General features: G+C 53.7%; 16 protein-coding genes, 2 pseudogenes and 1 other annotated feature. Of the genes and pseudogenes, 10 read left to right on the forward strand and 8 right to left on the reverse strand.

Annotated features, from left to right (window positions below; genetic code table 11):
• Positions 1 to 54: 54 nt before the first annotated feature.
• Both KEM63_RS14730 and KEM63_RS14735 read right to left on the reverse strand, forming a co-directional pair.
• Positions 55 to 2,220: an ATP-binding protein gene (locus KEM63_RS14730; RefSeq protein WP_123891020.1), complete on the reverse strand. Its 2,166-nt coding sequence runs from the start codon at positions 2,218 to 2,220 to the stop codon at positions 55 to 57.
• A 211-nt stretch (positions 2,221 to 2,431) separates the two neighbouring features.
• A complete protein-coding gene (locus tag KEM63_RS14735) occupies positions 2,432 to 2,776 on the reverse strand; it encodes a hypothetical protein (RefSeq protein WP_223652930.1) in 345 nt (114 codons plus the stop codon).
• Positions 2,777 to 2,869: 93 nt separating this feature from the next.
• Between KEM63_RS14735 and KEM63_RS14740 the strand changes: the two genes are divergently transcribed.
• From KEM63_RS14740 to KEM63_RS14760, 5 genes are all read left to right on the forward strand, one after another.
• Positions 2,870 to 3,838, forward strand: coding sequence for a DUF932 domain-containing protein (locus tag KEM63_RS14740; RefSeq protein WP_022964304.1), 969 nt, complete (start codon positions 2,870 to 2,872; stop codon positions 3,836 to 3,838).
• A 102-nt stretch (positions 3,839 to 3,940) separates the two neighbouring features.
• Positions 3,941 to 4,948, forward strand: coding sequence for a YqaJ viral recombinase family nuclease (locus KEM63_RS14745; protein WP_123891022.1), 1,008 nt, complete (start codon positions 3,941 to 3,943; stop codon positions 4,946 to 4,948).
• A 70-nt stretch (positions 4,949 to 5,018) separates the two neighbouring features.
• Complete coding sequence (locus KEM63_RS14750; protein WP_220469418.1) at positions 5,019 to 5,966, forward strand: recombination directionality factor; 948 nt, start codon at positions 5,019 to 5,021, stop codon at positions 5,964 to 5,966.
• Positions 5,967 to 5,983: 17 nt separating this feature from the next.
• Positions 5,984 to 6,472: a RadC family protein gene (radC, locus tag KEM63_RS14755; RefSeq protein ID WP_123891023.1), complete on the forward strand. Its 489-nt coding sequence runs from the start codon at positions 5,984 to 5,986 to the stop codon at positions 6,470 to 6,472.
• Positions 6,473 to 6,500: 28 nt separating this feature from the next.
• Positions 6,501 to 6,827, forward strand: a complete 327-nt coding sequence (locus KEM63_RS14760; RefSeq protein WP_123891024.1) for a hypothetical protein — start codon at positions 6,501 to 6,503, stop codon at positions 6,825 to 6,827.
• A gap of 22 nt (positions 6,828 to 6,849) precedes the next feature.
• Here the strand turns inward: KEM63_RS14760 and KEM63_RS14765 are convergent, their stop codons facing one another.
• Complete coding sequence (locus tag KEM63_RS14765) at positions 6,850 to 7,194, reverse strand: helix-turn-helix domain-containing protein (protein ID WP_123891025.1); 345 nt, start codon at positions 7,192 to 7,194, stop codon at positions 6,850 to 6,852.
• A 296-nt stretch (positions 7,195 to 7,490) separates the two neighbouring features.
• Between KEM63_RS14765 and KEM63_RS14770 the strand changes: the two genes are divergently transcribed.
• Positions 7,491 to 7,937, forward strand: coding sequence for a hypothetical protein (locus KEM63_RS14770; RefSeq protein WP_123891026.1), 447 nt, complete (start codon positions 7,491 to 7,493; stop codon positions 7,935 to 7,937).
• A gap of 53 nt (positions 7,938 to 7,990) precedes the next feature.
• Positions 7,991 to 8,383 carry a hypothetical protein gene (locus KEM63_RS14775; RefSeq protein ID WP_223652932.1) on the forward strand — a complete coding sequence of 131 codons (393 nt, stop codon included), beginning with the start codon at positions 7,991 to 7,993 and terminating at the stop codon, positions 8,381 to 8,383.
• A 398-nt stretch (positions 8,384 to 8,781) separates the two neighbouring features.
• Here KEM63_RS14775 and KEM63_RS14780 read toward each other — a convergent pair whose 3' ends face one another.
• From KEM63_RS14780 to KEM63_RS14790, 3 genes and pseudogenes are all read right to left on the reverse strand, one after another.
• Positions 8,782 to 9,165, reverse strand: a complete 384-nt coding sequence (locus KEM63_RS14780) for a DUF2513 domain-containing protein (RefSeq protein WP_123891027.1) — start codon at positions 9,163 to 9,165, stop codon at positions 8,782 to 8,784.
• Between the two features lie 108 nt (positions 9,166 to 9,273).
• A complete protein-coding gene (locus KEM63_RS14785) occupies positions 9,274 to 10,374 on the reverse strand; it encodes a hypothetical protein (RefSeq protein WP_223652934.1) in 1,101 nt (366 codons plus the stop codon).
• Between the two features lie 25 nt (positions 10,375 to 10,399).
• Positions 10,400 to 13,039, reverse strand: a pseudogene (locus KEM63_RS14790) (type ISP restriction/modification enzyme); the annotation flags it as partial.
• 47 nt (positions 13,040 to 13,086) lie between these two features.
• Between KEM63_RS14790 and KEM63_RS14795 the strand changes: the two are divergent.
• Positions 13,087 to 14,309, forward strand: a protein-coding gene (locus tag KEM63_RS14795; protein WP_223652936.1) for an IS3 family transposase whose coding sequence is annotated in 2 segments (ribosomal slippage) — positions 13,087 to 13,372 and positions 13,372 to 14,309 — 1,224 coding nt in all. Because the reading frame shifts where the segments join, the coding sequence is not laid out codon by codon here.
• Positions 13,365 to 13,481: a sequence feature (AL1L pseudoknot), on the forward strand. Its footprint overlaps the gene before it by 117 nt.
• Before the next feature lie 35 nt (positions 14,310 to 14,344).
• On the opposite strand, the pseudogene KEM63_RS14800 reads toward KEM63_RS14795, so the two are convergent.
• Together KEM63_RS14800 and KEM63_RS14805 are read right to left on the reverse strand one after the other, a co-directional pair.
• A pseudogene (locus tag KEM63_RS14800) lies at positions 14,345 to 16,585 on the reverse strand (restriction endonuclease); the annotation flags it as partial.
• Between the two features lie 109 nt (positions 16,586 to 16,694).
• On the reverse strand, positions 16,695 to 17,525 hold the full coding sequence (locus tag KEM63_RS14805) for a hypothetical protein (RefSeq protein WP_123891030.1): 831 nt from the start codon (positions 17,523 to 17,525) through the stop codon (positions 16,695 to 16,697).
• Between the two features lie 353 nt (positions 17,526 to 17,878).
• Between KEM63_RS14805 and KEM63_RS14810 the strand changes: the two genes are divergently transcribed.
• Together KEM63_RS14810 and umuC are read left to right on the forward strand one after the other, a co-directional pair.
• The gene (locus KEM63_RS14810; protein ID WP_372237860.1) at positions 17,879 to 18,319 is read left to right on the forward strand and encodes a LexA family protein; all 441 of its coding nucleotides are present in this window, start codon (positions 17,879 to 17,881) and stop codon (positions 18,317 to 18,319) included.
• On the forward strand, positions 18,316 to 19,593 hold the full coding sequence (gene umuC, locus KEM63_RS14815; RefSeq protein ID WP_423747814.1) for a translesion error-prone DNA polymerase V subunit UmuC: 1,278 nt from the start codon (positions 18,316 to 18,318) through the stop codon (positions 19,591 to 19,593). The genes KEM63_RS14810 and umuC overlap by 4 nt, the downstream gene beginning before the upstream one ends.
• Positions 19,594 to 19,680: the final 87 nt, after the last annotated feature.

Consider the following 19,680-nt stretch of genomic DNA (forward strand, 5'->3'; position numbering starts at 1 on the left):
CTCCCTACAAAAACAGCAAGACGAACTGCACATCAAGCTTGAGGTGGTTCAGTTTTAGCCCAGTGCGATAACATCGCCATACAGCCTCCGCAGATGTTCATCAGACATGTCCAAGATTGGCTCGTACATGAAAGAGTTTAGATGAATGTTCTCCGGAGTCATCAAAGTTACGCGCTGTAGGACTTTGATCGCCTTCAGCTCTGTGCCGAACAGCTCCCGGAACTTCTTTAACAGTTTAGGCGTTTGGTTTGCGTCGATACCTGCGACAAAGGCCGCATTGTTAATACGTTTCACCATGAAGCGTTCGGCGGTGAGTCGGATCGACACGGCTAGCACGATCTTGTTCTCGAAGTTAATCCCCTCTGCAGCGTTCAGGCATTCGCCGGCTTCGTGCATGATGAGGTCCATAACAGGTTTTGCGCCTTCTGCCGAAGCAACGTTTTTGCCGAACAGCCTGTTGAAGATCACATCCAGGTCTGAAATGGTAATTTGACTGGAGTCAGGCTTCCAGTGCAGCAGCGACGTTAGCGTGACAAAATCAGGGTCGGCAGCATCCTTTGTGTACTCAATGAGATTGCGCATGAAGGGGATGCAGGCAATCTTTTTCTTCGGCTCGGTAGCGAATTTTGGTTTCCAGTCTTTAATAAAGACATTCTGAATGCCCGCAGCCTGCTCAAGCACTAATCCCGTTGCGGTCTTCGACGCCATGAAACAGTCCGGGTACCGGACAAACCGGCTCTGAACAGTCCGGTAAAAGTCGAAGTTGTGGGTGAGGATTATCTGCTTGAAGTGGGAATCTTCGGCAATGTCCATCAAATACTGAATGATTGCGTACTTGTTCTTATAGTCGAACGAATCCGCAATATCATCGACGATAATGAGCGTTTCCTGTTTTGCCTTCTTTCGGACTTCGATTTCGAAAAGTATGTTCAGCACGTAGAAAGCCTTCTTTTCCCCCGTGCTAAGCGCTTGCATAAGTGCATTGCGGTCAACGACGGCCATATCGTCGGCATCCTCAAATGTGAAGTCGAGGCTTAGCATCGGTTCCTGACCGAGGATGACAGCCAGTCGGTTAGTTGCATCCAGCTTGAACGGTACGAAAAATCGATCGTTGAAGATATCAATGACCTCTTCCCATTGGGTGCGCTCCTTCTCAGCCTGCCCTTCGATCTCTTTGCGTCTGGCCTGCGCTGCGTGGTACTTGTTCAGCAAATCCTGAAATAGCTCGAAGTGCTCCTTCAGGTAAGACTTCCAGACATCTTCTTTGAAGGCTGGTATGTTCCCAAGTCGGACCAGCAACTCCTCATGATTCAGCAGGTATGCTTCAAAGTCTCTTACCGTGACGTTCTTCTGGAGGAGCTTGTCGAGCTTCGCAAACTTATTCTTCAGGTCCTTGTCATTGGAGATAGCGTCCTTCTCTTTGGCGACCAGCTCTTCTAGTTCCTTCTGGCTGGTTATTTCCAACTTGGTGTCAGCGTTCAAGGTAACGGAATGCTTCGCATCAAAGAATCCGTTGTCCGCTAGCTGCTTTGCGACTGTTTCTGCGTTGTAGTAGTTAAATGTTCCCTTCCTGAAGTAAGTCGATGCGGCCAACAGCTCGTTGTACTTTTGGATGTAGTCCTGAATGGCAGTATTCGCTTCATCGGTACCGAGAAGGGCAAGCACCTTGTCGTCGAAGATCACGTCGTACGAAACTGTTGCGAGTGGGGAGTCTGGCATCTCGGAAACTTCGTCCCTAATGCGGTTCAGCGCAACATAGAACTGATCGGCGCGTGCTGTGAAGGTAATCGACAGCTCCTTTTCAATGTCCTTCTTGGAGCCCGATTGAACCTTCAGAGCTTTCAGCAAGGCCTCCTTTGCCGCCTCGATATCGGCATATAGCGCTTCGTATTCTTTGCGTAGAAGAGGATTGACCAGCAGCGTTGATGTCTTCGCGGAATGCCCAAGAACCTCGTCATACGGACGAACGACGAGCACGCTCTCCTTGGGCAGGTCCGCGCCGGCCTCATCCGTGATTTCGCGTCTACAAACGCGCGTCGTGAAGATCCGGTCCTTGGAGGCAGTACCGTCTGCAACATCCTGGAAAGTTTGTGCGAGTGAAGACTTCATAGAACCGTTCGGCGCATAGACGGCGCACGCCTTAGCTTTGGAAAAGTCGAATTTGGTTTGCAGGCTCTTGATGCCGTAGCAGTTTTCCAGGTCAATATTTAATGTTTTCATGTCTGATTCCCTTCGTTGTAATCTATTGCGTGTTTTGCTGGTCGGACTCCTGCGCTCTACTTGAGTCGACCCTGTCTTGAAAGACACTTGATGAGCGCTCTTGGCCGAAAGCCACCCTCCAAGCCCACGACATAAACACTGCCTTAGCATTTTCCATTCAAACTTTTTTCAATCCTACATAACCCCCATGAGCCTACCACAGCCAGTCCGCTCAACTGGCCTGTCTCATGAGGTTTTTACTATGTCTCGATCCTGTCCACGCTGCGGTTCGCAGCGGGTGGTTTTCTGTAATTACGGTAAACGCATTGGCGGTTATGTTGGCACTGTTGCTGGTGGCATGACCGGTGCTGCAACGTCTACGGCAACTGGTGCCTTGGCCGGTACCCGTATCGGCATGCAGGTTGGCGTCATTGCTGGCCCTGGCGGTGTAGGTGCTGGTGCCGTACTTGGCGCCATTACCGGTGCCTTTGCTGGCTGCATTGCTGGCCTGCGCCTGGGCAAGCTGGTAGATGACCAGCTGCTGTATCAACACCGCTGCCAAGACTGTCACGCGCATTTCTGAGCGTCCGCTCACCCCTCCCTTTCTTATCTCATTTTGCCGCCTGGGCTAATTGGCACAGGCGGTTTATGCCGTTATGGAGATTTCACCATGGCACATCAAATTGAAAATATGGCTTTCGTTGGTTCAACACCCTGGCATGGCCTGGGTAACAAGCTCTCCCGTCATCAGCCGCTGGAGGTATGGCAGCATGAGGCCGGGATGAACTGGCACATCGAGGAGTCCCCGGTGCGCTTTCTGTCGGATTCAGCAGCGCACCTTGGCAGCATTCACACCTTTCCAGATCAGAAGGTGCTCTACCGGTCAGACACAAAGGCTCCTCTGTCAGTGGTCTCGCAGCGCTACAAAGTAGTCCAGCCGTTCGATGTGATTGAGTTCTATCGCGATCTGACCGAATACGCAGGCTTCGAGCTGGAAACTGCAGGCGTGCTAAAAGGCGGTCGCAAGTTCTGGGCCTTGGCACGGACGGGGCAAGCCTCGGTGCTAAAGGGCAACGACTTGGTCAATGGCTACCTGCTGCTGGCTACCTCCTGTGATGGAAGCCTGGCGACCGTGGCCACGCCGACGACAGTACGGGTGGTTTGCAACAACACCCTGGCCATCGCACTGGATGGTTCAGCGCAGTCGATCCGTGTGCCCCATAGCACTGAGTTTGATGCTCAGGCCGTCAAGCGGCAGCTGGGTGTTTCGGTAGCGCAGTGGGATGACTTTATGTATCGCATGAAAACCCTCAGCCAACGCAAGGTCAACTCAGGTGAGGCGCTTGGCTATTTCCTGCAAGTCATCTGCGATGCCGATCAGGATGTCGATGATCGCCGTGAACTTAACCAGCATAGAGCTCTGCAGAAGGTACAGGATCTGTTTGCTGGCAAAGGGCGTGGCTCTCAGCTGGAGTCGGCGCATAACACCGCCTGGGGCTTGCTGAATGCCGTAACCGAATACGTAGACCACGACAAACGTGCCCGCAGCGTTGATCACCGTCTGGACTCAGCCTGGTTCGGCCAAGGCGCCAGCTTGAAGCAAAAAGCCCTGGATCAAGCCATGGCCCTGGTCGCTTGATTCACGGCTCTGGACTATCTCACCAAACACCACCTAAATCACCCTTAACGACATAAGCCCGGCAGCCACCGCTGACCGGGCTTTTTTGCGTCTGGAGACATCATGAACACAACCCACTCTACCCCTTCCCCTCTGGCGAATAAGCCTGGGCGTGGCGTCCTGCGCCTGGTCAGCACCAAGGATCTGAACCGTGAAGATTGGCTCGATGTACGCAAACGCGGTATCGGCAGCTCTGACTCCTCGGCAGCCATTGGCCTGAACCCCTACAAGTCACAACTTGAGCTGTGGCTGGAGAAAACCAACCGCGACCAGGGCCTGGCCAAACCCAACCAGGACGATGACAGCACTCCAGTATTTTGGGGTGTGGTGCTGGAACCTGTGGTCGCTTCCCAGTACCACCGACGCACAGGGAACAAGGTCCGCAAGGTTAATGCGGTGCTGCAACACCCCGAGATCCCCTGGATGCTCGCCAATATAGACCGTGAGGTGGTTGGCAGTGCTGAAGTGCAAATCCTGGAATGTAAGACTGCCGGTATAAATGGCGCCAGGCTATGGCGTGACGGTGTGCCCAAGTATGTTGAGGTGCAGGTCATGCACCAACTGGCTGTCACCGGCAAGCAGGCGGCTGATGTAGCTGTGCTGCTCGGCGGTCAACAGCTTGAGGTGTACCGGATAGAGCGGGATGAGGTCTTGATCCAGCACCTGATCGAGCTTGAACGTCAGTTCTGGCATTACGTTGAAACCGACACACCGCCACCAGCCGATGGCTCTGAGTCCGCTGACATGGCACTGCGTCTGCTCTACCCGGAAGACACCGGTGTGGTTATTGACCTCTCTCAGGATCAGTCCCTGAACGAGACTTATACCGAGCTCAAGCAGGTACGTCAGTCACTCTCTGACCTGAACACTCGAGAATCTGTTCTCAAGCAGCGCCTGCAAGAATCCATGGGGGCAGCCAGTAAAGCCGTGTTTGCCGATGGTTCGATCACCTGGAAGAAAGCCAAGGATGGCACCGCCGTGGATATGGAGGCCCTGTTCAAGGCGCACCCTGACCTGAAAACCCAATACCAGATCAGCAAGCCTGGCAGCAGGCGATTTCTGGTCAATTGATCCACCCCAACCAGGGCAGTCCGCTCACTCAGCGACCTGCCCTTTTTCGTTATTCCCTAGGAGCATTCCCATGATCAAAGGTCTGGCTATTACGCCGCCCGTGCTCGGGCGCATCTCAATCGGCAAGGTTGTCGAGAAGAACGGCATGCGTCTGCCGGAAAAAGACGATCAATTCACCATCACCTCCCAGGTACAGACTCGAGATGGCTGGGTTCTGCACCCACTGGATGAGCATCTGCGCAAGGATCAAGGCGGCAAGATCCGCAGTATTCCGGTGCGGTTACTGTTCAACGATCCTGATCTAAATTTCAGAGCTGAATACTGCCTCTTTGACCGTACCAGTGGCCGACCGCTGTGTGTGGGCAATGGAGAGACCTGTAAACGCTCTACCAGTGAAGGGCTGCAATCACTGCCCTGCCCCAGCCCGGATGGCTGTCCTTTAGCCAAGGGTGGCAACTGCAAACCCTATGGCCGGCTTAACGTGGCCATTGGTGATGATGATCTGCTGGGGAGCTTTGTATTCAGGACTACGGGCTTCAACAGCATTCGAACGCTGTCGGCCAGGCTCAGTTACCTGCAGGCGCTCTCGGGTGATCGCCTGGCGTGTTTGCCATTGGAGATCCGACTGCGCGGTAAATCCACCCGGCAGAGCCATGGCACACCGATCTACTACGTGGATCTGATTGTGCGAACGGGTCTGTCCATGGAGGAAGCCCTTGCCCAAGCCAACATCCTGGAGCGTGCCCGACGTGATGCAGGCTTTGACCAGGCTGCGCTGGATGCTGCAGCGCGAGATGGCCTGCTCAATGGCGCCTTTGAGGACAGTGATGAGGAAGCCGAGCAGGTCCTGGAGGAGTTCTACCCTGAAGCCACAGTCACCTCTACGCCACAGACAACGGCTATTTCGAGTTACAGCAGCCGCAAACCAAAACGTGACAAACCCACTTTGCACGACCTGATCCTGCAGCGCACCCACAGCCTGCAGGATCAACCAGTGGCACCTAGCAACCAACCTTAAACACTCTGGAGTTAAACATGCAGAAATCAGCCAAACAGGCGGCCATTGCGCCGCCTGCCGGCATCCCTTTGTCGGAAAAAGATGTCCTGAGTTGGGCGCAAAGCATTCTTGAAGCCCGCTTCAAACGCAGCAACTACCTGACCAGCCCGGAACACGTGAAGAACTACCTGATGGCAACACTGGCCCATGAGGAACGAGAAGTCTTTGGTCTGATCCTGCTGGATAGCCAACACGGTGTGCTGGGCTTTGAAACCCTGTTCTACGGCACCATCGACAGCGCCAGCGTCTACCCACGGGAAATCATCAAATGCGTGCTCAATGCCAATGCTGCTGCGGTAATCCTCACCCACAACCACCCCAGTGGCAGACCCGAGCCCAGCACGGCGGATGTCGCCCTGACCAAGCGTCTGCAAACAGCCCTGGACACAGTAGAAGTACGTTTACTCGATCACCTGGTGATTGGCGGCGCGGACTCAGTGAGCTTTGCAGAGCGCGGCCTGATTTAACCCCCACCAGCACAGGAGAAACGACATCATGCAAACCAACACATGCTGCATCTGTGACGCTGCAACCCTTCTGCACAGGCAGAACCTTCGCACCTTGGCTGTAATGGCAGGCGTCTGTGATGCTCTGCTCAGGCAGTTTGCTGCTAAGCAGCAGAGTTCAAAACCTGGAGCTCACGAGCCTTGGGCGCAGCTGGGTGAGCTGATTGCGCTAGCGAGTCAATCCAATTCAGTGCTGGCAGAGGGCGTCGCTCAGGGCATCGAGCTTGCAAACAACGTGGAGAAACATTGGCTGGGTGACTATGACAGTCTGTGCCTGAACTGCGGTTTTTTGCTAACCGGCGCTTCAGAGGATTAAAAGGCGCGGGCCTGTTACAGGCTTACCGCGCCAGCCGGGCGCTCAATTGCTCTAAAAGTGACACCACCAGTTCCCGATCTTTAGCGTCCAGCTTCGCCAACATCTGCTTGAGATGGCGGTACTGGTCATCCACATGATGGCTGCCTGTAGTCAACAGATCCACCGCCTCACATCCAAACAATTCTGCCAACTCATACAGTCGCTGGATTGAGGGTGTGGCAATGCCACGCTCCATCCGTGACACCGCCTCATTGCCAATGCCCAGGCTTGCTGCAACGCTTTCCTGTGTCATACCCGCGTCAGCCCGATACTTGGCAATGGCCCGTCCGATACTTTGCGCTCGCTTGTTTTCTACGTTTTTCGTCATGCGCCCTCCGATTCAACTCGAATGGTTGGGCATCAACTGATTGACATGAAGGACTTAACGAGATGAGAATCAACCTATAAAGTCGTTTTGATATCAAATAATTCTGCATCATCCAAGGACACCACATGAAGGGACTCAGATTGACACTTCAAAGCTCATACCCTCCCGGTAAGAAACCCTCTGCCCTTGTCTTGATCTCAATTGCAAATCTGACAACCCGCTAGACAGATCATTCCTACTGGCTGCATGCCTCATAGCTGGTAGCGGATATGTTTTTAATAACCAAGGATCAACCCATGAACACATTACGCACTGCCCTGATCGTTAGCTTTCTGCTTGTCATTACCAACAATCACGCTTTTGCCACCGAGTGGTGGTCCGGTTTCGCTATGGGCACATCGGAGTACACCGTTACTGATGACAAAGGAAACGAACTCTACATCGCCTGCCCTAGTGAAGACGGTGAATACGTCAGGGCCACAGCCACCATCGCAGGTAACCGATATAGCTCACAACAAGGTGACGGATTCAATGTCATCGTCGATGGGTATACCAACACCAACCCCTTCGATACCTACTGCCGTTTGTGTGGCGAGGACTTCCCCAACTTCTGGGACAGCCTGCGTAACGCCAGCACTCTGCAAGTCAGTGCAGGCGGTCAAACCGTCAAACTGCCAACCACCAACATTGGCGTTCTTCCGGCCCTTGGCGACCCCGCAAATACCTGCCAGTCAGCCTGGTAGCGAACAACTGATCTCTTCCAAAAAAGCTCAATAAGAAACCAGGAGCATGCTGTATGGACCAACAAAATCTCGACAACAACAATCAGCACAGTGAAGACGAAGATTATAACGACGAAGGCTTTTCCCTCTCAGGCAGGGCCATCGGATGGGGCCTTGCAGCATTCGTCTTTGCCATCGTCATGGTCACCTTTAACAACTCTGGCATGGTTATTCGTGCTGGCTTCTTCGCCAAGCTGCTGGCGGTAATAGTCGGAAGCTTGGTCGGTTGGGGTGGCGCCATGATTGGCGATGCCATTTGTCGCTTCGCACGGCCAACGATGTTTTTCACCACAGGCGGCTTTTTCAGCTTGGTATTCAACAAGCTGTTCTGGATTGCCAGACCTCAGTTGATTGGTCTCGGTATTGGCGTTGCACTCGGTGTATCCCAAGTACTTTCCAGAATGTAGGAGACCAGACAATGAAATCTACAATCGCATCAGTAGGAATAGCGATCAGCCTGCTCATGGCTGGCTGCTCAAGCCCTGAGGACAAGCTCAGGGGCGAGTTCGTGTCTGGATGTATGCAAGGGGGCGCGGACAGGAGGATCTGTAGCTGTGCGTTCGAGAGGCTAAACGAACGATATGGAACAGAAGCTCTAGAGCGTATGAGCCGGCGCAGTATGCCTACCCAGGAGTTCATGGAAGCGGCCATGATGGCTGGATTGCAATGCAGTGAGATGTAACAAGTGAATCCGGGGCCTCTTGGCCTCGGATATAACACAGCTCCAATTTTTGGCATCCGGAATAGAAAACTAACCAGCTGCTTTTCCAGTAAATTTTCAGGACTGATAAAAGCCACACGGCTCTTAAAGCTCAATACCAGTGGTATCACTGAGCTTCTTTCGTACATACCCCTTTGCAAGATCCTTTATCAAATCCAGGGTCCAGCCACCTGCTGCCAGCGCACCACCCCGCGTTTTCCTCCAGATCTCCGAGTCCCTCACCGAGTCAGCAAAGTCGTGCCCTTTCCATGTCAGCTGACGGAACATCAGACCGCTCAATGGCGGACGTCCGCCCTGATCGATATACCCCTCATCAGCCAATAGCCTAAAGTGATAAATCACCTGATCATCAGTGAAACCCTCAATACCAAGATCCCCAGCCTTGAAGGTCAGAATTGCATTCGCCTGCTGATTCATGCCCTCAAGCTTCAGCAGTATTTCCCTCAGCAAGTCCATGTCTCTTTGCATGACGAGTCCTCCATGTCCTAGACCAAAATACGCCCTAACTCCCAGCCGTGTGCATCACAGGCAAAACTGCCTACTGAGTTAGTTGGGGTGCTTTTATTTTTCGTGATTTCAGCTCACATCTGGCAAGAAAATCAAATACCGCGCCCCTCGCAAAGACTCATGCGGTGTAACCCAGCAACGCTTAATCTGCTCGATTGTCAGCTCCAGGTCAGGAGAAAACCGAAGCTCCCGCAGACGTTGGGAATCAGACGCGCAGTACTGACAGAAGCGCGAACCAGGAGAGCTCACTAGCCTGCAGCTTGAACACTCAGCACCTACACAGCCCCACTCTCGCACGGCTTGAAACATTGTCGCTACAATCAGTGCTTCCCGCTCTTTCCAGGTGTGCTCGACACCCGCGCAGCCGCGCGTTGTTGAACGCGCCAACTCAACTTGAGCGTTACGGTGCAAGACAAGAGCGTCCAAATACTCCTGTTGCTGCACATCTGGCTGGGCTTCAACCGTGGGTGCCGCCGCAATACGTTCATCCTCGGCCTGCTGCCACTCTGTATTCAGGCGTGCCGCCTCAGTTTTCAGCTCGGCACGGGCCCGGCTAATCAAAGCCTCACCCTTCATCGAACGAATCCAGGCGCGGTTATGCGGATCATCCAAAACGGCATGCGTGAATACCGCCTGATCGTTGATCTGTGCATCCGTGAGCAAGTTCAAGTCGATCTCAATACTGGAGACCTCCATACCCTGCAGCCGGCGTTTTCGTTCGTGCTCCTGGCGAGCCGAGCATTTGATGCGGACAATCAGGCTATGGCCTTGCAATGTCAACCTTACGTGGGCTCTAAGACCATCAATATCGACGAACTTTTCTACCTTTTCAGGGATAATGGATGCAGTATCGAACCCTACTTCCCTGACGATACTTCTGCCGCTCTTTAGAAATTGACTCACGCTCTCAGTGAAGGATGGCAATAGCAGTCGCTGGTGCTGTGCGATCACTTGCACAGCAGCGCGTCTAATACCCTCTGATCGACCATTGCTACATCCCTCCAATTCGGCATGCCTGAAATATGGAAGGCGCTTCTCACCCTGATTGGCTGCCACCAAAGGACGACGGCAACCAGGGCACACACAGCCACAACGCAGGCCGTTTTCGACCTCATAGGCGCGCAGCATGAGGCCGTCACGTTCACCCAGAGGAATAGCCGAACCTGTCATAGCGCTATCCATGGCCTCCTGGGTATCAGATATCGAGAGCCGGCAGGCTGTTGACGATCTTCTGGGTTTCCAAGCTGACGGTGACCACGCGCTGGAACAGCTCCAGCGGGTACTTGGGGTTGCCCATGGTTTCGATGGCCCAGTCGTTGGCGTCGTTGACGATGCCGCTGGCTTTGTCGGTGCGAACGGACTGGCGCTCCATGACCCAGTCGAGTGCGGCCTTGCCGTTGACCACATACCCCCAGGCCGCCTCGGGGATGCCTTTGAGGGTAATGCGGGGGTTGTAGATGACGGTGCTCTTGTCGCCTTTCTTGGCGAACTTCATCTTCTCTACGCGGTAGTCGGCATCGGTGAGGGTGCCCTTGGCCTCGATGGTCAGTGGGAACGGCTCGACGGTTTCGTAGTTTAGGTGAAGTTCCGCAAGGGCGCGACCGGCTTTGCTGAAGGCCCAAAAGTCGGCGGCTTTCTTTACCGCTGGTATACGCGGCAGCTCCTTGCTCAGATTATCGGCAAAGCGTTCGCGGTAGTCAGGCGAATGGAGGATGCCGTAGATGAAGTAGAACAAGTCTTCCTTGCTGATTTGCTCACCTGGGTAAGCCGCTTGAAAATGCGCAAGGCCATCGTCTGTAATGGCATCGCGGCGGCGCAATCCTTCTTCAGCATTCTCTGCAAACAGGTCGTCTTTTGAGGCTTGAGCGGTTTCGTCGTACAGGTAAAGAGGGAAGCACTGCGCACCGCCATCTGTTTGCTGTTCCAAAATAGAGTTGGTGATCAGCGCAAACTGGCCAACACCATTCCAGCGCTCTTTAAACGTGATTATCAAATTAGGGGCAGATGGAACTGGGAATAGTCTCGGCATTTGCAAGACCATTTCATTCAAGCGCCTGTCGAAATACATCCATTGCTTCGTAAATGGTCTATACGTCGAAACCGTGATCGGCGCAGCATTAAAGCTGAGCAGCTTGTTCTTGATCGCATCATTTCGAAGTGATCGAGACCAACTTATCAGGGTGGCATCCTTGTCCAGAAAGCCTGCAGCCGCAGTCTCTCTTGTAAGCCGCTCAGAGACTGAATGAGCAGCATTAAATCGTCTCAGTTCTGAGCTGTATTTTTCGATCAAACGACTTACATTTTGAATAAGTGATGCTTTTGAGTAGTTAAACACCCAAGCATCCCTGTTGGTTTGAACCCCACCAGAATAGTTGTCAAAAATCTTGGGGGCATTGCTTTTCTTGTCACCGAGGACAATGAACTGATCAAAGCTGCTATCACGCTGCTTCAACCAATCACCATGCGCGTCTGGGACTACATGTTGCCAGCTTGGAATACCGGCCACGCTGGCATAACTGACGATCTTCTCCAGCTTATCTTCGCGGCTGAGGTAGTCGCCAATATCGTGGAAATAGATCTGACCCTGAGCCTGGGCATCAGGATTTTTAACCAGCAGCGAGATGGCAATCGGAGCACGACTGCCGCTACCGAAAATCTTGCCTCCTTCCTTGCGTGAGGTTTCGCCACTGGTACGCTGGTTGCCACGCAGATGGAACACATAGAGGCTGGAGAACTCATCAGCCAGGCACTTGCGCAAACCATCTGCGGTGTTGGCCTCAACAAAGCCAGCATTGGTTACAAAACCAATGATGCCAGCATCGCCAATGCGGTCACTGGCCCAGCGAATGGAACGGATATAGCTGTCATAGAGGGCGTTCTTGTTATTTGCACCTGAGCGCGCGGCATAGGTTGTTCGGATGCGTTCATCCAGGCTCGGGTATGCCACGTTTGCGTTGTTGGCATTAGCATCCCCCTGGCCCACTGAATATGGCGGATTACCTACAATCACCCGAATATCAAGCTCCTTCTGCCGTTTACGCCGAGCGCTGTTGTCCTCCAGCAGCACATCCACCAGATCGTCCTTTTCATACATCTGGAAGGTGTCGGTCAGGCAGATGCCTTCAAACGGCGTGTACTCGTCGATCACTTCACCGTGGTAAGCCGCTTCGATATTGATGGCTGCAATGTAATAGGCCAGCAACACTAGCTCGTTGGCGTGAATCTCGTGCTGGTACTTGTGCGGTAGCTCTTCCGGCTTGATCAGGCCCGACTGGATCAGGCGGGTGATAAAAGTGCCGGTCCCGGTGAACGGGTCGATGATATGAACGCCCTTGCTGCCCAGGGTTTGGCCGAACTCCTTTTGTAGCAGGTGGTTGACGCTGTGCAGGATGAAATCCACCACCTCGACCGGGGTGTAAACGATACCCAGGCGCTCGGTCATCTTGGGGAAGGCATTGCGGAAGAACTTGTCGTACAGCTCGACGATGATCTTCTGCTTGCCCTGAGCATTGTCTATACCGGCAGCACGTTGACGCACGCTGGCGTAGAACTTGTCCAGGGTATCCGCTTCTTTGCCCAGGCTGTGCTCATGGAGCGCATCCAACACGCCTTGCATGGCCTTAGACATTGGGTTGTGGCTGGCGAAACTGTATTCCTCAAACAGCGCATCGAACACCGGCTTGGTTACCAGATGCTGGGCGAGCATTTCGACAATCTCGCCGTCGCTGATACTGTCGTTGAGGTCGTCGCGTAGCTCGGCAGAGAAGGCGTTGAAGGCGGCCTTCTCGCGGGCATTGGCCGGGTTCTCCAGAATACCCTGGATGCGGTCGATATGAATCACACCGGGTTTCGTGGAGGCCTCAACTCTTGAGAGAATGAGGCATGACAAAATCCAATAGTTACTCCCCTGAAGTCCGTGAACGTGCTGTACGCATGGTTCTGGAGAACCTGAAGGACTACCCCTCCGAATGGGCAGCCATCGAATCGATTGCGCCTAAGATTGGCTGTGTCCCGCAGACGCTGCATGGCTGGGTGCGCAAACATCAGACTAATACCGGCCAACGACCCGGTCAGACAACTGACGAGCGAGAGCGCCTTAAGGCTCTGGAGCGTGAGAATCGAGAGTTGCGCAAGGCGAACGAGATTCTGCGCCTGGCCAGCGCTTATTTTGCCCAGGCGGAGCTCGACCGCCGCAACAAACCCTGAACGCCTTTGTGGATGAGCATCGTGACCGTTATGGAGTCGAGTCGATCTGTCGCGTGATACAGATCGCTCCGTCTGGTTACTACCAGTATGCAGCCAGAGCGCGCCAACCCGAGCTACGAAGCGCACGTGCTAAGCAGGACGAGCTGTTGAGCGATGAAGTCCAGCGTGTCTGGGATGACAACATGCAGTGCTACGGCGTCGTGAAGGTGTGGAAGCAACTCAAGCGAGAAGGCATTCACGTCGCCCGATGTACTGTGCAACGGTTGATGCGCCGGCTTGGTCTACAGGGCGTTCGGCGCGGTCATGTGATCCGTACCACGATGCCTGATGAGAAAGCGGTTTGCCCGCTCGACAAGGTCCAGCGTCACTTCCATGCTGGTCGACCAAATCAACTGTGGGTCTCAGACTTTACCTACGTTTCTACGTGGCAGGGCTGGCTCTACGTGGCGTTCGTTATTGATGTCTTTGCTCGGCGAATTGTTGGCTGGCGTGTGAGCAACAGCATGAAAACGGATTTCGTTCTGGATGCCTTGGAGCAAGCCCTCTACGCCCGTCAGCCAGGCCAAATGGACGGCCTGGTTCACCATAGCGATAGGGGTAGCCAATACGTCTCTATCCGTTATACGGAACGTCTCGCTGAGGCTGGAATAGAGCCCTCTGTTGGCAGCAAAGGAGACAGTTACGACAACGCTTTGGCAGAAACCATCAACGGTTTGTACAAGGCGGAGCTGATTTACCGGCAATCCTGGCGAAGCCTAGAAGCAGTGGAAATCGCCACCTTGAGATGGGTTCACTGGTTCAACCACCAGCGCCTACTGGGTTCGATCGGATATATACCGCCGGCAGAAGCTGAGGCAAACTTCTACCAGCAACACAACGGTCAGGCTATGGCGGCCTGACTTAAATGAAATGGCCTCCACGAAACCCGGTGTGATTCAATATGGGTGCGGGCGATCTTGGCAATGTCATTGGCCCAATCCTCCCAGTGATGGCGGTTGCCACACTTATCGACGATCTTGGCGTAGATCGCCTTTTCGATTTCACCCACTTCGTAAGTCAGCTCGGCCTGCTGGCTCAACTGGCCCTCGGCATCGTATTTTTTGCGTTTTTCACCGATGCCATACTGGCCTTTACCTGCCTCTTTCTTACTGCTGCTCTTTGACTTTTTATCAGCCTTGTCCGTGATGGCGATAACTTCCATCTTGCGCGGGTCGGAGCCGATCAGATCCAGCTTATTGACCATGGCATCGAAGCTATCATCGTGCGAGCGCAACGCCTGCAAAACCTGCCAGACGACTTTATATGTCTGATTGTCGTTAAGCGCTTCATGCGCTTCCATACCTGCCGGAATAACAACCGGCAGCACCACATAGCCACGCTTCTTGCCCGGTGCGTTACGCATCACGCGCCCAACGGATTGCACCACGTCCACCTGAGAGTTACGCGGGGTCAGGAACAAAACTGCATCCAGCGCTGGCACGTCCACACCCTCTGACAAGCAACGCACGTTGCTGAGGATGCGGCAGGTGTTGGCCGGAGGCTCTTCTTTCAGCCATTTGAGCTTGGCTTCCTTCTGGCTGGCGTTCATGCCACCGTCAACGTGCGCGGCTTCGCAGATCAAGCGAGAGGCTTCCTCGATCTCTTCGGCCTCCTGATAGGCCTCCACCACTGACTGGAACATACTGGCGATGTTGATGGAGCTGACCTTGTGCTTGGAGCCTTTGTAGTTGGGGGAAATGACTTGGCAGAAGGCCACGGCACGCTTCATAGGCTCGGCGTCACCAATCAGCTGTTCATGAAGCCCCTGCTTGGCCAATGCTTTCCAACATCCAACGATTTTGGCGGCATCGTCTACCTTGAGTTGGTTGTCTTCGTCTTTCAGCAAGTCCTGAAGGCGACGACTGATGACGCTCTCTTCAACCGTCAGAACGAGCACCTTATAGTCGGTGAGCAATCCGCGCTGAACGGCCTCCGAGAAGTTGATGACATACAGCTCTTTGCCGTACAACGCCTCATCATCCATTGAGCAGAGTGCGACTTCGCCGGACTCAGCTTTGACCTTAGCCGCATCACCATAAATGCGCGGGGTAGCCGTCATGTACAGCCGCTTGGCCGAGCGTATGTAATCAGCATCATGAATGCGCACGAAGGTGCTTTCATCATCTTCACCGAAGGTCGCGCCGGTGGTGCGGTGTGCTTCGTCGCAAATCACCAGATCAAAAGCTGCCAAACCATGCTCGTGCTGGGCACGGCTGATCACGTCGATGGAGTGGTAGGTGGAGAACACCACGCTCATGTGCTCATCATCGTGGCGTTTGAGCATTTCAGAAGCCAGCCGATCCGCCTTGGTGGTCGCTGGGTAGCGTAATTCATGGGTAAACACCTGAACGGTGTCCTCATCCGCTTTGCGCTTCTTGCCTACGTCGCTATCGGAGCAAACAGCAAAACTGTGGAGCGGGATTTCACTTTCCTGCGTCCATTCAGTCAGGGTTTGCGACAACAGGGACAGGCTGGGCACAAGAAACAGCACCCGCTTACCCTTACCGGCTTGTTGTTCAGCAATTTTCAGACTGGTAAAGGTTTTGCCTGTTCCACAGGCCATGATTAGCTTGCCGCGCTCTGCGGTCTTCAGGCCAACAGACACCGCATTCAAGGCTGTTTGTTGATGATCTCGCAGTTGTTTCTTGGCCTTGAGGGCCACAGTTTGATTGGACTGGTATTTTGCCCAATCGATCTGGCTATCTTCCAAAGCTTGCAGATCAATCTTGCTGACCGGTGGCTGCTGCCCCTGGAGTGCGTCCTCCGCGTGCTCACTCCAGTTGTTGGTCGTAGTAACGATGATCCGATGTGAGAACGGAGCCTTGCCTGATGCAGTGAAGAAGCTGTCGATGTCTTTTTTCTGGACGCGATAGTCTTCAGCGTAAAGCTTGCATTGAATAGCATGGTACTCGCCGGTGCCCTGGGTACGTGCCACCAGATCGATACCGGTATCGCGCCCGTCTAGGCCTTGCTCCTTGGCCCAGTCGCCATACATCCACACCTTGTCGTACAGATCACGGTAGGTAGCTTCATTACGCAGGTAGGCGCATATCAGCTCTTCGAAGTAAGTGCCTTTCTCGCGTTCGGTGACTGAGGCGGAGCGGTATGTATCGAGCAGGGACGACAGGGCTGACATCAGAAATCCTTTTTACTGCCTTAATCGGCTATTGGGCGTATCGGCGTGACTTTACCATGAGCCGATACCTCTTCGTTGATCGGTTCGCTAAGCAGCTTCAAAGCCAACATCAGCACCCAAAAACTACTGGCATGCTTAGGTCGCCCGAATGATGGCTAGCAACTATTTCAATTTCAATGCCCTTAGATAGCTGAAACCGGTGGATCCTGATTGGCGCTTTGCCATTCCAGTTATTTGGTCTTTGACTGGCAAGCTTGCCGCCATAAGGCAAACCCATAATTTGGTTCTGTGGCGAAGTGAAACCAGCCGGGCCGATCAGTACAGAGAAATGCAGGAAACTTGAGGAGGCAATCAGTTCATACTCACCGTTCAGCTGCAAAATCTGAGTAACTGATTGCTTGGTCATGGACTCAAGAATCTTGGCTCTTCGATCAGTATCTGAGCCGGAGACTTCTGCAGAAACCTGCGTTTCTTTGCGAACTAATCGCAAAACCTCAGCCGAATCAATGCTCACTGAAAACCAGTGCGTACATCCTTCCAGCGCCCTTGCTTTTAATTTACCGATATGACCAGATTCTGGAGACGTCAAATGCCATGTTTTTCGGCCAGGCTCCAAGGTCAAGTGATCTATAACGAATGGCTGATTCCACTCTTTCGAGTGGCTATTACCAAAAACGTGCACGTTATCGTCAATAGCTTTATAGCCCGGGAAAAATAGTATTCGCTCACCCCTTGAGTGAACAAACACGCCGAACCATCGCAGCATCTCATCAGGTCCGCGAAAAAAACATTGGCAAATACGCCGGCTTGGTTTGCCGGAGTGAAACACTCCCTTTGTAGCTCTCGAGAGCGGATTATCAGGAGATTCATCCTTGCCTTCCAAGCCCATTGAAAGGTTGTAGGTGAGCACCAGACAGTCATTATCATGCTCGCTTCTCATACGTGATATTCCCTGAAAGCGTTGTCCCGGTTAGCGCCTGGTAATTCAGCATGCTGGCTATTGGCTGTGACATTCATGCCTGCAGCCTTGGCTTGCGCTGGCAACGACACCCCGACGGTACGACTGACACGTAAGTGCTTGCCCCCGATGCACGATGCGGGCTTGATTACCGTAGCGGTCTTTTTTGCCGAGATTGAAGAAACCCGCTCTAGCCCAGCCCTTCCTGATTATCTTGGCCTGCCTGCCTTGATCTTGCCAGTTCATAAGACAACCTGCATCGCCAGAAACATTTCAGCGATTGCGTGATCGCCTCAAGCCAATTACTGTATAAATACACAGCTTCCGAGGTTCCCATGTCTAACGCAGTCTTTATCGGCACGGTGATGCCTTCCGGTCAGCTCGTCAGTTGCTACGACGCCCTTGTTTCAGCTGGCTTTCCCAGCCCAGCACTGGATCACATGGAGCAGAAGATCTCGCTGGATCAGCTGCTCGATGTGCACGCTCCCCATACCTACCTAGTTCGCGTTCGCGGTGACAGCATGACCGGCGCTGGCATTCACGATGGCGATATCTTGGTCGTCAGCCGTGCTCTGACAGCCGGGCATGGTGATATTGTCGTGGCCGCTGTCAACGGCGAGGTTTTCGTCAAGCGCTTGATTCGGCGAGGTCAGCAATTGATCCTGCAACCTGAAAATCCGCAATTTGCGTCCTTGCATGTGCTGGAAGGTGATGAGCTTCAGATCTGGGGTGTTGTACGCAACAGTATCCGCTGGCACCTGACCTGCGAGAAATGAGCATGGCGCCGAAAAGCTTTGCCTTGATCGACTGCAACAGCTTTTACGCCAGTTGCGAGCGGGTATTTCGTCCTGACCTGGCAAAGACCCCCATTGTCGTCCTGAGCAACAACGACGGCTGCGTGATAGCTCGCAGTGCTGAAGCCAAGCCCTTCATTAAAATGGGTGACCCTTACTTCAAGATCAAGGACACCCTGCGAAGCCAAGGCATCTTGGCCTTCAGCAGTAACTATGCGCTGTATGGGGACATGAGTGAACGGGTGATGACTACCCTGGAACGTCGCCTTCCGATGGTTGAGGTGTACTCCATCGATGAAGCATTTGCAGACCTAACTGGACTACCTGAGCCCCTGGATCAGCTCGGCTATTCATTACGTGCTGATGTACTGAAAATAACAGGCATTCCGGTGGGTGTCGGCATTGCCAGCACCAAAACCTTGGCCAAGCTCGCCAATGCAGCCGCCAAGCGCTGGCAGCGCCAGACCGGTGGCGTGGTGGATATCCGCGATCCAGAACGCAGAGACAAGCTACTCAAGGCCATGCCCGTAGCGGAAGTATGGGGCGTTGGCCGTCGTATGAATGAGCACCTGCAAGCCATGAGCATTAAAACAGCCTGGGAGCTTTCAAATGCCGATCCTGCACTACTGCGTAAACGCTTCAGTGTAGTGATGGAGAAAACAGCCCGTGAACTGAGGGGTATCAACTGCCTGAACATGGAAGCGGAAGCACCACCCAAACAGGAGATATGCAGTAGCCGTGCCTTCGGGCAGCGGGTTTACGATCTGGCCGAGCTTCAACAAGCCGTTGCCAGCTACACCACCCGTGCCGCTGAAAAGCTTCGAGGACAACAGTCACTTTGCAAGGTCATCCAGGTGGGGATTCGCACGGGGCTGTTCAACCCAAGCGAGGAGCACTTCTCACGTCACATGCAGGTCCATTTGCCCTACCCCACCGACGATACGCGAATACTCATCCAGACAGCCGTGCAGGGCCTAGAACGCATTTACCGGGTAGGCCCGGCCTATGCGAAGGCCTCCGTCATGTTGCTCGGGCTATGCCGACGTGATCAATATACCCCAGATCTGTTTGCCCCTAGCCAGGCCGTGACATCGGACCGATTGATGCAGACCATGGATAAGATCAACCAACGCTGGGGGAAGAACACGCTGAAGTCAGCCCGTCTCCCTGCAATGCCTGAGTGGGGTATGCAACGGCAATTGCTCAGTCCTAGCTACACCACTCGGCTGGATCAATTGTGGACCGTACGGGCTTGAATCTAGCGAATACAGCCAGTGCGTAGTGCCCTTGCACCAGCTAGCTTGACACTCAGAGGCTGCTGTTTGTCCTTGACCATCTAAGCC

The organism is Halopseudomonas nanhaiensis (assembly GCF_020025155.1).
Lineage (GTDB): Bacteria > Pseudomonadota > Gammaproteobacteria > Pseudomonadales > Pseudomonadaceae > Halopseudomonas > Halopseudomonas nanhaiensis.

Coding starts and splice junctions, on each gene's coding strand:
- KEM63_RS14730 (WP_123891020.1), bottom strand. CDS start 2,220: ATGAAAACATTAAATATTGACCTGGAAAACTGCTACGGCATCAAGAGC.
- KEM63_RS14735 (WP_223652930.1), bottom strand. CDS start 2,776: ATGCGCGTGACAGTCTTGGCAGCGGTGTTGATACAGCAGCTGGTCATC.
- KEM63_RS14740 (WP_022964304.1), top strand. CDS start 2,870: ATGGCACATCAAATTGAAAATATGGCTTTCGTTGGTTCAACACCCTGG.
- KEM63_RS14745 (WP_123891022.1), top strand. CDS start 3,941: ATGAACACAACCCACTCTACCCCTTCCCCTCTGGCGAATAAGCCTGGG.
- KEM63_RS14750 (WP_220469418.1), top strand. CDS start 5,019: ATGATCAAAGGTCTGGCTATTACGCCGCCCGTGCTCGGGCGCATCTCA.
- radC (WP_123891023.1), top strand. CDS start 5,984: ATGCAGAAATCAGCCAAACAGGCGGCCATTGCGCCGCCTGCCGGCATC.
- KEM63_RS14760 (WP_123891024.1), top strand. CDS start 6,501: ATGCAAACCAACACATGCTGCATCTGTGACGCTGCAACCCTTCTGCAC.
- KEM63_RS14765 (WP_123891025.1), bottom strand. CDS start 7,194: ATGACGAAAAACGTAGAAAACAAGCGAGCGCAAAGTATCGGACGGGCC.
- KEM63_RS14770 (WP_123891026.1), top strand. CDS start 7,491: ATGAACACATTACGCACTGCCCTGATCGTTAGCTTTCTGCTTGTCATT.
- KEM63_RS14775 (WP_223652932.1), top strand. CDS start 7,991: ATGGACCAACAAAATCTCGACAACAACAATCAGCACAGTGAAGACGAA.
- KEM63_RS14780 (WP_123891027.1), bottom strand. CDS start 9,165: ATGCAAAGAGACATGGACTTGCTGAGGGAAATACTGCTGAAGCTTGAG.
- KEM63_RS14785 (WP_223652934.1), bottom strand. CDS start 10,374: ATGACAGGTTCGGCTATTCCTCTGGGTGAACGTGACGGCCTCATGCTG.
- KEM63_RS14805 (WP_123891030.1), bottom strand. CDS start 17,525: ATGAGAAGCGAGCATGATAATGACTGTCTGGTGCTCACCTACAACCTT.
- KEM63_RS14810 (WP_372237860.1), top strand. CDS start 17,879: ATGTCTAACGCAGTCTTTATCGGCACGGTGATGCCTTCCGGTCAGCTC.
- umuC (WP_423747814.1), top strand. CDS start 18,316: ATGAGCATGGCGCCGAAAAGCTTTGCCTTGATCGACTGCAACAGCTTT.